This is a genomic window from Paenibacillus sp. MMO-58 (assembly GCF_037146255.1).
GTDB lineage: Bacteria > Bacillota > Bacilli > Paenibacillales > Paenibacillaceae > Pristimantibacillus.
Genome location: NZ_JBBCVY010000018.1, coordinates 62,072 through 76,770, shown reverse-complemented (window position 1 = coordinate 76,770; position 14,699 = coordinate 62,072). Strand labels below are relative to the sequence as shown.

At 50.2% G+C, this 14,699-nt stretch carries 17 protein-coding genes, 2 rRNA genes and 1 riboswitch; of the genes, 17 read left to right on the top strand and 2 right to left on the bottom strand.

Going from position 1 to position 14,699, the window contains the following annotated elements; genetic code table 11:
- Together WFJ73_RS30945 and rrf are read left to right on the top strand one after the other, a co-directional pair.
- Nucleotides 1-102, top strand: a 23S ribosomal RNA gene (locus tag WFJ73_RS30945); the annotation flags it as partial.
- Between the two features lie 70 nt (nucleotides 103-172).
- A 5S ribosomal RNA gene (gene rrf, locus WFJ73_RS30940) occupies nucleotides 173-289 on the top strand.
- Nucleotides 290-340: 51 nt separating this feature from the next.
- Here the strand turns inward: rrf and WFJ73_RS30935 are convergent.
- Nucleotides 341-871 carry a transposase gene (locus WFJ73_RS30935; protein ID WP_336776703.1) on the bottom strand — a complete coding sequence of 177 codons (531 nt, stop codon included), beginning with the start codon at nucleotides 869-871 and terminating at the stop codon, nucleotides 341-343.
- 175 nt (nucleotides 872-1,046) lie between these two features.
- Here WFJ73_RS30935 and WFJ73_RS30930 point away from each other — a divergent pair, with 175 nt between their 5' ends.
- From WFJ73_RS30930 to rsmI, 10 genes are all read left to right on the top strand, one after another.
- The gene (locus WFJ73_RS30930; RefSeq protein WP_336776702.1) at nucleotides 1,047-1,238 is read left to right on the top strand and encodes a sigma factor G inhibitor Gin; all 192 of its coding nucleotides are present in this window, start codon (nucleotides 1,047-1,049) and stop codon (nucleotides 1,236-1,238) included.
- Nucleotides 1,239-1,328: 90 nt separating this feature from the next.
- Nucleotides 1,329-2,801, top strand: a complete 1,473-nt coding sequence (locus WFJ73_RS30925; RefSeq protein ID WP_336776701.1) for an aminotransferase class I/II-fold pyridoxal phosphate-dependent enzyme — start codon at nucleotides 1,329-1,331, stop codon at nucleotides 2,799-2,801.
- A gap of 97 nt (nucleotides 2,802-2,898) precedes the next feature.
- Nucleotides 2,899-3,552 (top strand): dTMP kinase, encoded by a 654-nt coding sequence (gene tmk / locus WFJ73_RS30920; RefSeq protein WP_336776700.1) that lies wholly within the window; start codon nucleotides 2,899-2,901, stop codon nucleotides 3,550-3,552.
- Between the two features lie 59 nt (nucleotides 3,553-3,611).
- Nucleotides 3,612-3,941, top strand: a complete 330-nt coding sequence (locus tag WFJ73_RS30915) for a cyclic-di-AMP receptor (RefSeq protein WP_012772016.1) — start codon at nucleotides 3,612-3,614, stop codon at nucleotides 3,939-3,941.
- Between the two features lie 16 nt (nucleotides 3,942-3,957).
- Nucleotides 3,958-4,401 carry a YaaR family protein gene (locus WFJ73_RS30910; protein WP_336776699.1) on the top strand — a complete coding sequence of 148 codons (444 nt, stop codon included), beginning with the start codon at nucleotides 3,958-3,960 and terminating at the stop codon, nucleotides 4,399-4,401.
- Between the two features lie 15 nt (nucleotides 4,402-4,416).
- Nucleotides 4,417-5,394, top strand: coding sequence for a DNA polymerase III subunit delta' (gene holB / locus WFJ73_RS30905; RefSeq protein WP_336776698.1), 978 nt, complete (start codon nucleotides 4,417-4,419; stop codon nucleotides 5,392-5,394).
- A 4-nt stretch (nucleotides 5,395-5,398) separates the two neighbouring features.
- A complete protein-coding gene (locus WFJ73_RS30900) occupies nucleotides 5,399-6,208 on the top strand; it encodes a PSP1 domain-containing protein (RefSeq protein WP_132312991.1) in 810 nt (269 codons plus the stop codon).
- Nucleotides 6,209-6,240: 32 nt separating this feature from the next.
- Nucleotides 6,241-6,657 carry an initiation-control protein YabA gene (locus WFJ73_RS30895; RefSeq protein ID WP_336776697.1) on the top strand — a complete coding sequence of 139 codons (417 nt, stop codon included), beginning with the start codon at nucleotides 6,241-6,243 and terminating at the stop codon, nucleotides 6,655-6,657.
- Nucleotides 6,658-6,773: 116 nt separating this feature from the next.
- Nucleotides 6,774-7,475, top strand: a complete 702-nt coding sequence (locus WFJ73_RS30890; RefSeq protein WP_336776706.1) for a tRNA1(Val) (adenine(37)-N6)-methyltransferase — start codon at nucleotides 6,774-6,776, stop codon at nucleotides 7,473-7,475.
- Entirely contained in the window at nucleotides 7,450-8,337 is an 888-nt protein-coding gene (rsmI, locus tag WFJ73_RS30885) for a 16S rRNA (cytidine(1402)-2'-O)-methyltransferase (protein ID WP_336776696.1), read from the top strand. Before WFJ73_RS30890 ends, rsmI begins: the two co-directional genes overlap by 26 nt.
- Nucleotides 8,338-8,460: 123 nt before the next feature.
- Here rsmI and WFJ73_RS30880 read toward each other — a convergent pair whose 3' ends face one another.
- Nucleotides 8,461-8,715 (bottom strand): AbrB/MazE/SpoVT family DNA-binding domain-containing protein, encoded by a 255-nt coding sequence (locus WFJ73_RS30880; RefSeq protein ID WP_012772023.1) that lies wholly within the window; start codon nucleotides 8,713-8,715, stop codon nucleotides 8,461-8,463.
- Between the two features lie 284 nt (nucleotides 8,716-8,999).
- On the opposite strand from WFJ73_RS30880, the gene WFJ73_RS30875 reads away from it, so the two are divergent.
- The 5 genes from WFJ73_RS30875 to rsmA all read left to right on the top strand — a co-directional run bounded on the left by WFJ73_RS30875 (nucleotide 9,000) and on the right by rsmA (nucleotide 14,474).
- The gene (locus WFJ73_RS30875; RefSeq protein ID WP_336776695.1) at nucleotides 9,000-10,295 is read left to right on the top strand and encodes an HD domain-containing protein; all 1,296 of its coding nucleotides are present in this window, start codon (nucleotides 9,000-9,002) and stop codon (nucleotides 10,293-10,295) included.
- Between the two features lie 30 nt (nucleotides 10,296-10,325).
- On the top strand, nucleotides 10,326-11,099 hold the full coding sequence (locus tag WFJ73_RS30870) for a TatD family hydrolase (protein WP_336776694.1): 774 nt from the start codon (nucleotides 10,326-10,328) through the stop codon (nucleotides 11,097-11,099).
- 183 nt (nucleotides 11,100-11,282) lie between these two features.
- Nucleotides 11,283-11,492, top strand: a riboswitch (cyclic di-AMP (ydaO/yuaA leader).
- Between the two features lie 244 nt (nucleotides 11,493-11,736).
- The gene (locus tag WFJ73_RS30865) at nucleotides 11,737-12,870 is read left to right on the top strand and encodes a ubiquitin-like domain-containing protein (RefSeq protein WP_336776693.1); all 1,134 of its coding nucleotides are present in this window, start codon (nucleotides 11,737-11,739) and stop codon (nucleotides 12,868-12,870) included.
- Nucleotides 12,871-13,026: 156 nt separating this feature from the next.
- Nucleotides 13,027-13,572, top strand: coding sequence for a ribonuclease M5 (gene rnmV / locus WFJ73_RS30860; RefSeq protein ID WP_127497027.1), 546 nt, complete (start codon nucleotides 13,027-13,029; stop codon nucleotides 13,570-13,572).
- A gap of 5 nt (nucleotides 13,573-13,577) precedes the next feature.
- Nucleotides 13,578-14,474, top strand: coding sequence for a 16S rRNA (adenine(1518)-N(6)/adenine(1519)-N(6))-dimethyltransferase RsmA (gene rsmA / locus WFJ73_RS30855; protein ID WP_336776692.1), 897 nt, complete (start codon nucleotides 13,578-13,580; stop codon nucleotides 14,472-14,474).
- The last annotated feature ends 225 nt before the right edge of the window (nucleotides 14,475-14,699 follow it).

Sequence of the window (14,699 nt, the reverse complement as noted above, 5' to 3'; positions counted from 1 at the left end):
AATTAGTAAGACCCCTTGAAGACGACGAGGTTGATAGGTTCGGGGTGGAAGCACAGCAATGTGTGGAGCTGACGAATACTAATCGGTCGAGGGCTTATCCTAAAGTCTTAAAGAGTTACACTTTCGCATCCAGTTTTCAAGGCGCAAGCTTTGAATAAGCCAAGAGCTTACGTTTGGTGGCGATGGCGGAGGGGAACCACGCGTTCCCATACCGAACACGACCGTTAAGCCCTCCAGCGCCGATGGTACTTGGACCGCAGGGTCCTGGGAGAGTAGGACGTCGCCAAGCAATGAAGAACCTGCCGCATTTCGCGGCAGGTTCTTTGTTTTGTTACGGTATTTACTGATGATAATAGGAGGCTTCGTTTTTTTGGAGGCGGAGAATGCCATCTTTACGCTGCTTGCGGAAGGCAAGGGACAAGAGCATGCGAGGGACGATAAGCCATAAATGCCAGCAAAAGATGCTGATAAAGAGGGATGGCTGGATCCATGGATACATAACCGCAACAGCGCAGAGGCCTATCCAGAAGAGATGGCGGTGTACGCGGCGGTATAGGGCAAGACGGATATCGTTGGCAGGCTTAAAGCCGAACCATGGCGGTGTAATTCCCCAAACCCATCGCCGGTCTACGGCATCGTCTACGCGTATAAAGGCAAGCAGTAGAATAACAAGATGAATGACCTGCACGATAGCAAAACCAAGGAGCCAACTAAACAGGCCGTCCATGCGGTACATTAGCAACTGAAAGGCCAGCAGGATGACTGCAATGAGGATATGGCTTTGGACTAGCTCAGGGCGGATGACCTTCCTGCGGATTAGCTTATATTGATAGATCGTGGCTGCTTGCTGTTCCAATAAGGATTGACGCATATTGTTCTTCCCTTCTTCATTACTCAGGTAGTATATCGGCAATTCTGGATTCACCAATTAGGCGGATGCTGCATACGATATAGAAATATTTGAAATGGGCTATGAAACAAGTATAAACCGCTAGAATATATGCCATAATAATAGCTATATAGGATGACAGAAAGGCGGGATGGGTATGTCGGAAGAGCACGCGCTTCATTGCATTATTTGCGGGGAGCATAAAGCAGAGGGTGAAGGAATCCGCATCGTGTCTGAGTTTATTTGCGAGTCATGCGAATCCGAAATGGTTCGGACAGACGTTAAGGATGCCAAATACCCTTTCTTTATTCATCAAATGAAACAGATTTTTATTGAGAAAAACGCCTGAGCGGAGTCCTTCTAATAGGATGCCGCTCTTTTTTTGTGCCTAAATCCGTTACAATAGACGAATAATAGATAGAAGGGAAGCTTATGGACCATGAATCGATTGCAAGCCCCTTTGTTCGAAGCGCTGGTACGACATTATGAGACGGAGCCAGTTGGGTTTCATGTACCTGGGCACGGATATGGACATATATACGAGCAGGAACAAAACAAGGCAATGAATTGGTTGTCCGGCATGATGAGGCTGGATGTGACGGAGCTGTCCTCTACCGATGATCTGCATCATCCGGAGGCATCCATAGCGGCAGCGCAGAAGCTTGCAGCGCAATGCTTCGGAGCGGACGAGACCTTTTTACTTGTAGGGGGAAGTACATCCGGAAATCTGGCGATGATCCTTGGCGTATGTGAGCCCGGTGATCTCATGATCGTTCAGCGGAATGTCCATAAGTCAGTCCTTAACGGATTAAAGCTGGCAGGGGCGAGAGCGGTATTTGTTACCCCAAGGATAGATGAGGAAACGGGATTGCCAACAACCCCATCATTAGAAAACGTAGAACAAGCGCTTGAGCTGTATCCTGAAGCTAAAGCCGTGATGCTGACGAATCCGAATTATTATGGCATGACTACGAATCTGACAAGCTATGCGGAGCTCGTACACCGCTATAATAGTCTGCTGCTTATAGACGAGGCGCATGGCGCGCATTACGGACTGCATCCTTCATTCCCCGAGTCGGCTATTAAGTCTGGTGCCGATGCCGTTGTGCAGTCTACCCATAAGACGCTATCCGCCCTAACGATGGGGGCTATGCTACATTTGAAAGGAGAACGGATTCCAAGAGCCTCGTTAAAAGAAGTACTAGCCGCGATTCAAAGCTCAAGTCCTTCTTTTCCGATAATGGCATCGATTGATGTTGCGCGCGTTATGGTAGACCGGTATGGGGCTGCATGGTTTGAACCGGGGGTTGCTTCCGTACAGGCATTCCGGGCTTGGATAGAGCAGGAGGACGGAGCTTTGAAGGTACTCCCGGACGATCAGAGCTCAGCAGCTTACGACAGCTTAGATCCGCTAAGAGTTGTTTTATGGGATCGCACAGGGACGTTTACGGGCTTTGAGCTGCAGAAGCTGTTGGAGGAGCAGGGCTGCTGGGCGGAGATGGCGGATATAAAGAATGTTGTGCTGGTATGGGGAAGCCGAACGGGAGAGGCTGCGAGGTTAAGGCTCCAGGCTGCCTGCAAACAGATTGAACGCATCATCAGAGACAATCCTCTCAAAAGTGTAAGAGTTTCAACAAGTTCCTATCCGGGTAATGGTTCACCAAATCCGCTAAAGCCGGTAGAATGGAGCCGGAAAAAGAGGGAGCAGCAAAGACTGCCGTTGGTAGAGTCAGAGGGCTATGAGGTCGCGGAAATGATTATACCATATCCTCCGGGGATACCGATTCTATACCCGGGAGAAGTGCTGACCAAAGAGATGATCGGGTATATTTCGACATTAGCCGAGAATGGAGCCAAGTTTCAGGGAGCGGTCGACAGCATGATGCAGACAATTGCCGTATATCCCCGCTAATTAGCTAAAATTAATTGTACAAGGGTAATCGCTTTGTTAGAATAGAAATAATACACAGATCTACTTACTACTAGCTTAGGTTAGGAGCCATACGAGGTTGAATAAGGGAATCTTTATTACCATAGAAGGCGGCGAAGGTGCCGGCAAAACAACACTGATTGAGCAGCTCGCGCATACGATGCAGCAGCGGGGCAAAAACGTAATTACGACCCGCGAGCCAGGCGGCATCCCGATTGCGGAGCAGATCCGCTCCGTCATCCTGGACCGTAACCATACGGAAATGGATGCACGTACGGAAGCCTTGCTGTATGCAGCGTCAAGACGCCAGCATTTGGTCGAGAAGGTTATGCCGGCGCTGGCGGGCGGTCAGATTGTCATCTGCGACCGTTTCGTGGACAGCAGCCTCGCTTATCAGGGCCATGCCAGAGGACTTGGCATGGAGGAGGTATGGTCGATCAACCGCTTTGCGGTGGATGGAGCAATGCCTCAGCTTACGATTTACATGGATATAGATCCGGAGGTTGGATTAGCCCGGATCAGATCCGCAGGCGAACGCGAAGTCAACCGCCTCGACCTGGAGTCGCTTGCTTTTCACCGGCTTGTGCGGGAAGGCTACCAGAAGCTGCTGAAGCAGTTTCCGGAGCGAATTGTGCAGGTTGATGCGGGAAAGGCGGCAAATGCTGTTTTGGAAGAAATTATTTTGACGATTGACCGCAGATTTAAAGGATTTTTCGCAGCCGATGTGCAATAAACAACGTAGGAATGACTTCGTGCCTGTTCTATTAACCTAACCAATTGGGAGGAATGAGGATGAAATTAGTCATTGCGATTGTACAAGATAAGGACAGCAACCGTTTGTCGAATGCTCTTGTGAAGGATGGCTTCCGCGCTACCAAGCTTGCAAGTACAGGGGGATTCCTTCGCGCAGGCAATACAACGTTTATGATTGGTATAGAAGATGAGCGTGTTCATGAGGTACTGCAAGTCATCAGTTCGAACTGCAAGGTGAGAGACCAATTGGTTACGCCAGTTTCTCCAATTGGCGGTTCGACCGATTCGTATATTCCTTTCCCTGTAGAGGTGCAAGTAGGAGGAGCGGCGGTATTTGTCGTACCTGTTGAGCGTTTCGAACATTTCTGATTGGACGTGAATAGCAATGAAAATCGATCAAAGCTGGCGTCCGCTTGGTCAGAACCGCACAGGCGGAGATACGGCGACGAAGCCGGCTCCTGCCAGAAGCTTCTCTGACGCCCTGGTACAGCAGGATGCTATGCGGACGCAGGAGCAGCTGCAGCAGAAGCTTACGGAAATTCATAATCAAGGCGAGCGTCTGGCCAGAACGATGACGGTCCGTGAGTTGAAGATGTACCGGCAGATGGTGAAGCGGTTCCTGGAGGATACCGTCAAACGCGGGATCGGGCTGAAGGAGCTGCGCGGTTTTGATCGAAGAGGCCGAACCAAGCGATACAAGCTGCTCGATGAGATTGATTCGGCGCTGGTATCCATGGCAGAGGAACTGCTGGAGACGGAACAAGGCAGGCTCGAGCTGCTTGGCCGGATCGGAGAAATTCGCGGACTTCTCATTAATTTATTGTTTTAGAAAGGGTAAGCAGCAATGAGCATGGAACAAGTAGCCGGCCAATGGAAAGCAAAAAGAATATTAAAGCATGCGCTGCAGAGCGACAAGGTTTCGCATGCTTATTTGTTCTACGGTCCTTCCGGTACAGGAAGAAAGGCTATGGCCAGAGCCTTCGCCAAGGCACTCTTTTGCACGTCTGGCGGGGATGATGCCTGTGATCATTGCTTGGAATGCCGTAAATTCGAGAATGGGAATCAGCCGGATCTGCTGACCATTACGCCGGATGGGCAATCCATCAAGATTGATCAAATACGCGAGCTCCAGCGCGAGCTTGCTTACCGGGGAAGCGGTACTTCACGGAAGGTATATATTGTCGAACGTGCGGAGACAATGACCCTTCAGGCAGCTAACAGTCTGCTTAAATTTTTGGAGGAGCCGCTTTCTCCTATTGTTGCCATACTGATCACGGATAATGGACAAGCCGTGCTTCCAACCATTCGTTCGAGGGCGCAGTGGGTGCCGTTCCTGCCGTTCTCGTCAAGCGAAATGCTGCAGTCTCTTGTTAACGAGGGAGCACCGCCCACTCTGGCCCGCGCAGCCGTTCAATTGAGCTCCGGACTGGATGGCGCTAGAGAGATTATCCAACAGAATCAGTTTGCAGAAATCAGAAACGTAGTGATACAATTAGGGAAGGAGAGTCTAACCCGATTCACCGCGGGAATGCTCACCGCCCAGCAGCAATTTTTCAAAACGGACCTTGCGGGTGAAGCGCAGCTCATGCTGTCGTTACTTGTATTATGGTTCAAAGACTTGATTCAATTTCAGGCCGGAAGGCAGGAAAGTATTGTTTATATAGATCAGTTGGACTGGATTAGCAAGCATGCGTTTAACCGCCCGACCGAGAGCTGGATTGCTTGTATCGAGCACACTCTTGAAGCGGGTAAAAAAATACGTTCCAACGTATCTCCGCAGCTTGCTGTCGAGCAACTATTGGTAAACCTACAGGAGGGCTAAATCCTTGTATAACGTTGTCGGTGTCCGCTTTAAGAAAGCGGGCAAGATTTATTACTTTGATCCAGCCCTGCACCCCGTGGACAAGGACCAGCATGTTATTGTCGAAACGGCCAGGGGGATCGAATATGGTAAAGTCGTGGTCGGACAGAAAGAAGTCGGTGAAGAAGACGTTGTCCTTCCGCTGAAGAAAGTGATCCGGATTGCCAGCGAGGTAGATGCGAAGGTCGTGGAGGAGAACCGTGCCGCCGCGAAGAACGCTTTTGCCACCTGCTTGGACAAGATAAGAGATCATCAGCTCAAGATGAAGCTGGTTGATGTGGAATTCACGTTCGACCGGAACAAAATCATTTTCTACTTTACGGCTGAAGGAAGGGTCGACTTCCGTGAGTTAGTAAAAGACTTGGCCAGTGTGTTCCGTACGCGTATTGAGCTTAGGCAAATCGGCGTACGCGACGAAGCGAAGATGCTTGGCGGCATCGGGCCATGCGGGCGTGTATTATGCTGCTCCTCTTGGCTCGGGGATTTCGAACCGGTATCGATCAAGATGGCCAAGGATCAGAACTTATCGCTCAATCCTACGAAGATTTCGGGGTTATGCGGCCGTCTTATGTGCTGCTTGAAATATGAGCATGACAATTACGAAAGCGTGCGGGAGGAGCTTCCTTCCGTTGGCAAAATCGTCGTCACGTCTTATGGCGAAGGCAAAGTAACGGGCATCAACGCTTCCACGAAGTCTGTGTACGTGCAGTTGTTCGATGTGTCGGGTAAACCGAAGGAGCTGCCGCTCGACGATGTGGTTGTGAAGGAAAATTGAACGACTACGTTTGAAAGCTCTGGGGTGAAAGCTTGGAGAACAAAGAAATCTTTAATCAAATGGATGAATTAGAAAGCCGGATGGGTGATTTTCACGTTCATCTGGGCGTTCTGAAGCAGCGGGTGAAAGAACTGCTGGAGGAAAATCAGCAGCTAAGCATGGAAAATGAACAGCTGCGCAAAATATTGAAACGCGAGACGTCGCCGAAGCCAAAAACAGCTGCAAGCCGCCAAGGGGGGCAAGCTGCCCAGCCTGCCCGCCGGGAGGTTGCAGTACATGCGGAGGAAGATACGGTTCACGATACATCGCAGCAAGCCGGTCTCGTCGGTGAGGCGCATGATAATTTGGCTAGGCTGTATCACGAAGGATTCCACATCTGCAACGTATATTACGGGCATTTGAGGACAGAAGGAGATTGCTTGTTCTGCTTATCCTTCCTTAATAAATAATAGAACATTGCATGTATACCGTCCTTGTCTATGAAGGACGGTATCTTTATGTCAGGGGAGTTAGGTCAAAGGTGCGGGAAGTAAGGCTGGAACCAAATGAACGAATTGATGATTTGATGACGGAGACGGGTCTCCATATCATCCAAAGCCGGGAAGTATTCAGCTTTTCCTTGGATGCAGTGCTGTTGTCTAAGTTCGCCACCATTCCGAAGCGCGGACGAATTCTTGATCTTTGTACGGGAAACGGGGTAATCCCGATGCTGCTCACGACCAGGACGGATGCGCGGATCGATGCGGTTGAGATCCAACCGAGACTGGTAGATATGGCAAGACGCAGCGTAGCGATGAATAACTTGTCGGAGCAGGTTTCTATTATAGAGGCAGATCTGAAAATATTCATGAAAGAAGCGGGCAATGGTATTTATGACGCCGTAACGGTCAATCCTCCTTACATGGCGGTAAAAGCAGGCGACTCCAACGAGAATGATCATTACGCAATCGCCCGCCATGAAATACATTGCACGTTGGATGATGTCGTTCATGCCTGTGCACGGCTTGTCCGTTCGGGAGGAAAGGTGGCAATGGTTCACCGTCCTTCGCGGTTTATCGATATTATGGAGACGATGCGAAAATACCGGCTTGAGCCAAAGCGCGTGCAATTCATCCATCCCAACGCGCAAGGGGAGGCCAATATGGTATTGATAGAAGCGATACGCGACGGCAAGCCGGAGCTTAGGTTGCTGCCGCCGGTCTTTGTATACGACAATTTTACGGATGGGAGGGAGCAAGGCAATGATACAAATTCAAAAAAGCTTTAAGGATCAAGCGAATAGCGATTATGGTATCCTATATTTGGTAGGCACTCCTATTGGCAATCTGGAGGATATGACCTACCGGGCAATCCGGACTTTAAAAGAAGTGCAGCTTATTGCGGCTGAGGATACAAGGCAGACACGCAAGCTGCTGACGCATTTCGAAATAGCCACCAGATTAGTCAGCTATCATGAGCATAATAAGCAGGCTAGCGGAAGCGAGCTTATCCGTCTATTAATAGAAGGACAGTCTATTGCGCTTGTCAGCGATGCAGGCTTGCCTGCCGTCAGTGATCCGGGGGCTGACCTTGTTAAGGATGCCGTAGAAGCGGGTATAAAGGTAGTACCTATACCAGGAGCGAATGCCGCCTTATCGGCGTTGATCATATCGGGACTTCCGACCGACCGGTTCATGTTCACGGGTTTTCCACCGAGGGATAAAAAGCCGCTTGCCGAATGGCTGACCCGTCTTTCCCGTCAAGAAGGGACGCTTATGATGTACGAATCTCCCCATCGCCTGAAAAAGACGCTGGACGCTATGCTGGAGCACTGGGGCGACAGGCGGATTGCGATGGTTAGAGAGCTTACTAAGCGACATGAAGAGGCCGCGCGCGGAAGCATATCCGAATGTGTTGCTTTTCTTGAGGATAATCCTCCCCTAGGAGAGTACTGCCTCATTATTGAAGGGGCAACTTCAGGAGCTGGTGACGCAGGAGATAACGGAGAGAGTTGGTGGACAACGCTTGAGCTAGAAGAGCATGTCGCCCATTACGAGAATGAAGGCATCGACCGAAAAGAAGCCATTAAAAAAGCGGCTCAAGACCGGGGCCTGCCGAAGAGGGAAGTCTATAACGCAGTTAATCGATAGATTACTGCGTTATTTGGGCAAAAAAAAGACCTTCCTGGCCGGGTTCTAGCACAGGAAGGCATCAAGGAGTATAAAAAGGTTAGAATTAACAAGTTGGTGTATTTCTATTATAACCTATATTTCTTATTTTGTCACAGGAGAAGGCATTTCAGATAAACAAATATGGCAAACAATTTTGCCTTTGAAGTAGGATACGTTCTCTGCATTGCCGCAGAAGATACATGCAGGCTCGTATTTCTTAAGCATAATACGCTCGCCGTCTACATAGATCTCCAGAGCATCTTTCTCGCCAATACCAAGGGTACGGCGCAATTCGATTGGAATAACAACACGACCCAATTCGTCGACTTTACGTACAATACCAGTAGATTTCATCATGATTTTGTTTCTCCTCTCAGGAAATTACATTTCGTCACTATTCGACATAGTTTTTCTTTTTATGGCTACTATAATACCAACGATTCCCATAATAGTCAACCGAGAAAGTCTTTAATAGAGCTTACTAGACCTATATTTACGGGAATTTGACTCTATAGCAAGGTCATATTAATCTTACTATAGAATACAACAGCTTCGACAATTTGGAAACTATATTACGACAGTATTCGACATTATACCAGAGTTTTGTGTCGAAACCATGAACAAAGGAGTTGAAAGGGCGAATGAATCAGCAGCTGACTGAAGAGAAGGTTTTTAAGGATCCGGTGCACAAATACATTTACGTGCAGGATCAGACGGTGTGGGATTTGATCAACACGAAGGAGTTTCAGAGGCTTAGACGAATTCGCCAGCTCGGAACCTCTTATTTGACGTTTCATGGCGCAGAACACAGCCGTTTCTCTCACTCCCTTGGGGTTTATGAAATAACGAGGAAGATCATCTCTCAATTCGAGCGTAACGAGTATCCGGGCTGGCCGGCGGAGGAAAGACTGCTGGCTCTCTGCGCCGCGCTTTTGCACGACGTTGGCCATGGGCCTTTTTCTCATTCGCTGGAGCAGGTTTTCGACACTCATCATGAGCAGTGGACCTGCGCGATTTTGCTGGAGGATACGGAGGTTAACCGCGTGCTGCGCCGCGTATCGGAGGGTTTCCCGGAGAAGGTAGCCTCGGTAATCAGCAAGACGTACCCGAATCCGATCGTTGTAAGCCTGATCTCCAGCCAGATGGATGCGGACCGAATGGACTATCTGCTGCGCGATGCTTATTTTACGGGAGTCAACTACGGCAATTTCGACCTGGAGCGGATATTGCGCGTCCTGCGTCCCGTTCAGGGCAAGATTGTCGTAAAAGAAAGCGGAATGCATGCCATTGAGCATTATTTGATGTCCCGTTACCAGATGTATTGGCAAATTTATTTCCACCCGGTTACCCGGAGCTCGGAGATTATTTTAAGGCAGATTACCCGGCGGGCCAAGGAGCTGTACGACAGCGGTTATACCTTTTCATGGATGCCGGGGCCCATTAACAAGCTGCTTGACGGCAGCATTACAGTGCCGGATTATTTGAAGCTGGACGAGGCCTACATGCAGACGATCTTCTCGTTATGGACCGAGGAGAAGGATTCATTGCTCGCCGAATTGTGCGACAGGTTCCTCAATCGCCAGCTATACAAATACATCACGCTTGATGATCCGGGGGACTCTTTATTGGAGGAAGCAGCCCGGGAGTTTATCGCTATCGGTCTTAATCCGGATTACCATATGGAAATCGATTTCCCGTTTGATCAGCCTTACGACATTTATCGCCCGGATGCGAAAAAAGGCGGGAAAGAGGAAAAAGCGCCGATTCTGCTGCTAAGCGATGATAACAGCTTAAGCGAAATATCGGTGAAATCCGACATTGTCCGTTCCATCAGCGGTCTGCACCAAGGCCAGTATCATATCTATTACCCGATTGAGCCGCTCCTTGACGCAACTGATCGGTTAAGTCCGGCTGTCCGGCGATTGTTTAAAATTTAACTCTTTATATAGAAGGAGCTTGCAGCTAAGATGATATCTTTATTCGACACACATACCCACCTGGACTCTCCGCAATTCGACAACGACCGTGCCGAAGTTATCGAAAGGGCGCGTGCTGCCGGTGTTGATTTAATGATCAATGTCGGCTTCAACCGGGAGACAATTCCAACGACGATGGAGCTTGCGGAAAAATACGATTTTATTTACGCAGCGGTTGGCTGGCATCCGGTGGACAGCGTTTTCATGGAGCCGGGGGATCTGGAATGGATCGAGCAGCTTTGCTCCCATCCGAAGGTTGTAGCCATAGGGGAAATCGGTCTTGATTACCACTGGGATACCTCTCCGAAGGATGTGCAGCACCGGGTATTCCGGGAGCAAATCCGCCTTGCCCGGAAGGTGGGTAAGCCGATTGTCATTCATAACCGGGATGCGCATGAGGACATTGTCCGTATTTTGAGGGAGGAGAAAGCGTCTGAAGTCGGAGGGGTTATGCACTGCTACTCCGGCAGCTGGGAAACCGCAAAAATGTGCCTCGATATGAACTTCTATATTTCGTTCGGCGGACCGGTCACTTTCAAAAATGCAAGGGTGCCTAAAGAGGTGCTTGCGAACGTTCCGCTTGACCGTCTTCTCATCGAAACGGATTCCCCTTATCTGTCTCCCCATCCATTTAGAGGGAAGAGGAATGAGAGCTCGTATGTGTCTTTGGTCTCAGAGGCAGCAGCGGAAATAACAGGAAAATCCAAGGAGGAAATCGCAGTTATTACAAGCGCAAACGGTAAAAAATGTTTTGGTATTGTTTAAAAACGGTGTAAAACCGCTGAAATAAGGACTATAGCGGCGATAAAAGTCTTTTTACTTGTTGGAATCGCCCTTATTTGCCTTTAGAATCCTAAAATTTCGTTAAAATCGTCTTTTAACGCATCTTTACAATTCTGTGGTCAGGAATGTATGATTTTTCTCAGAGCTTTAACTTTTGTATTGGATTTCCAGTTTGCGCTTAATCTCCGAAAGCCGGAGAGCGGGGGAACCAACGACAGCGGATGCATAGTTAGGACGTCTTGAAGCATCGTGCTGCGTATGAATTCTTCAGGGGTGAATTTTGCGGCGATTGCCATGAGCATTCGTTCCGTGGATAGGGCAGCTCTCTCGCCCGAACCCGTCAGCTAACCTCGTAAGCGAATATAGAGAGCGATCAACCTCGTGTATTCACCTTTTCCTGAATGTTTGATTACCCAGGAAGCCACGATCAGATCCTCTGTCGAAGGCTTCTTTTTATTTTCGATTTTGCTACTTCGGAAATAGTCTTTACAGGGTAAATCTTGAAGGTGGGAGGCCGTAACACTGGAGCGTGCTCGTCACGCCAATATACTTAATAGTCGCGTCAATAGTATCATGCGTAACAGTTTGGCGGCGGGGCTATGAAGGAGGACCGATAGAAATGGGCATGATCCAAGCTAAGGAGACCCATGGGAAGCGATCATCCAGCATGACTTTCGCAATGCGATGGAAGCATGAAAATTTGCGTTTGATTGTTCTGAGTGCAATTATCTCAATCGCTATGACTTTCATGTTTTTGGTGTTGTTGTACGGATCGGCTGATAAGAGCGTATCCGTAGTAGTGAACGGACAAGAAACTGTTGTTAAGACAAAACAATGGGTCCTGCAACGCCTACTGGATGAACAAGCTATAACGGTTGGACCCTATGACGAGGTATCCCATCCTCTGAATGCGTCCATCAAAGACGGAGACCGCATCGAGATTAAATACGCGGTTCCGGTTACCGTAAAAGCAGATGGCAAAACATCGACGGTGTACACGACAGAGAAAACAGTACAGGCGGCGATCGGGAAATTAAATATTCCGGTTCGCGATCAAGATAGAGTTAACCCGTCTCTCGATACTCAGATTTCGAAGGCAATGACGGTTACCGTTACACGCATCGATACCAAGGTAGCAGAGAACGAACGGACTTTGCCGTTCTCGATCGTAAAGAAACAAGATCCTACCCTCGAGAAAGGGAAGGAGAAGCTGGTGCAATCCGGCAAGACTGGCGTCGTTATCGAGCGCGTGGAGAAAAAGTACGAGAATGGTGTTCTTGTCTCCTCCAAGCTGGTCGACAAAGTCGTTCAGAAGCATACTGTCAGTCAGGTCGTAGCGGTGGGTTCAAAGAAGGACGTACATACGCTATCCAGTACGAGCACGGGCTCGTATACAAAGAGTGGCGTAACGTTTAGGCCAAAGAAGGTTCTCAAGAATGTTACTTTAACCGCCTATTCGGCAGGCGTAGCTTCTACCGGCAAGGATGAGAGTCATCCGGGATACGGCATTACGGCTTCCGGCGCGAAGGTGAAGGAAGGCCGTACCATCGCGGTGGATCCGGATGTTATTCCAATCGGCTGGTGGGTGTACATCGAAGGCATTGGCTTCCGCAGGGCGGAGGATACAGGCAGTGCCATCAATGGCAACAAGATCGACGTTTACTTTGACAGCACAAGCTATGCCAATAAGTTCGGCCGTAAAAAAGGGTATACCGTATACGTGCTTGGACCAAACAAGCCAACAGCAAGCTAATGGCTTTCCGCTATCGTATTTCATTGTTAAATATGCCATTATAAGAAGAGGCAGCTGCCTCTTCTTTTTGTGTGTATGGAGATGCTAAGCAGGCTGCATGATCATTGACGGTGAAAGAAGAGCGAAAGTTGCTGCTTTGGAAAGGAATGTTCGCTTGTGATTAAGGAAATTATTGTGGTGGAAGGCAAAGACGATACGGTTGCCGTGAAGCGGGCCGTTGAAGCGGATACGATTGAAACAAACGGTTCTGCGGTTGGCGAGGAAGTGCTGCGCCGGATCGAGCTGGCGATGGAACGCAGAGGCGTTATTATATTTACGGACCCCGATCATGCGGGCGAGAGAATCCGCAAAATTGTCGCGCGGCGCGTGCCGGGCTGCAAGCATGCTTTTCTGCCGCAGGAGAAGGCAATGTACAAAGGCGATATCGGAATCGAGAACGCGAGCCCCGAAGCGATTCGTCAGGCGCTCTCCGAGCTGCGGACGGAGATGGCGGCGGGAGAAGGGGACATTACTTGGGAGGATCTGATGGAAGCGGGTCTTATCGTCCATCCGGATGCGGCAAACCGACGTCTTCAGATGGGCAAGCTGCTTGGGATCGGGTATGCGAACGGCAAGCAGTTCTTCAAACGGTGTACAAGCTTCCGGATCTCCCGCGAAGAGTTCGCGGAGGCTCTGCGTACGATGGAACAGGGACAGGAGTGAACGGTATGAGCGGAAACGATATAAAGGCGATTGAGGTAGCAACGCCGAAACGCACGAAGGAAATTATCGCGAAGTATGGCTTCTCGTTTAAGAAGAGCTTGGGCCAGAACTTCCTGATTGATCAAAATATTTTACACAAGATCGTAAACGCGGCCGGACTCGACAAGACGAAGGGCGCTCTTGAGATCGGACCGGGCATCGGCGCACTCACGCAGCATCTGGCTGCCGCGGCGGGCACGGTAACGGCTATTGAGATCGACAACCGGCTTATTCCGATTCTAGGCGACATTCTGGCGGGCGAGGAGCATGTGAAGGTCGTGCACGGCGACGTGCTTAAGCTGGATCTGAAAAAGCTGTTCGAAGAACGTTTCGCGGACGTAAGCGGCGTAAGCGTTGTGGCGAACCTGCCGTACTACGTGACCACCCCGATTCTGATGAAGCTGCTCGAAGAGCGTCTGCCGCTCGAGAACATCGTCGTTATGATTCAGAAGGAAGTCGCGGAGCGCATGGCGGCGAAGCCGGGCGGCAAGGAATACGGCAGCTTGAGCGTAGCCGTGCAGTATTACTGCGAGCCGCAGCTTGTCTGCATCGTGCCGCATACGGTGTTCATTCCGCAGCCGAATGTAGACTCGGCTGTCATCAAGCTGGCGGTGCGCGAGAAGCCGCCGGTGGATGTGGAGGACGAGGCGCATTTCTTCCGCATCGTCCAGGCGAGCTTCGCCCAGCGCCGCAAAACGCTGGCGAACAACCTGACGACGTTCGTGGGCAAGGAACGCCGCGAGGAAATGACGCAGCTGCTTATCGGCTGCGAGATTGATCCTGGCCGTCGAGGAGAGACCTTGTCCCTCGACGAGTTCGCCCGCATCAGCCGCGCCTTCCTGGCGGCGGGCTGGCGGGGTTAGCTCGGCCTGCTGTTAGTGGCCGAGCCTTGTTTGAGCCGGCGGCGAGCGGTTAGCGCCGCCGGCTTTGTTGTGGGCGCGCCCGCCGCCAGAGTGGCGGGCGGAGAGGGCCCTGACACGGCTGCGAAGCGCCATGCGGATCCTCGGCGCGTACAGCAGCCCCACAGGGCCAATCAACCCTCCAATTGGCTCAGACCATTCCAATGCACTCCTGTGATTGCAGATGCC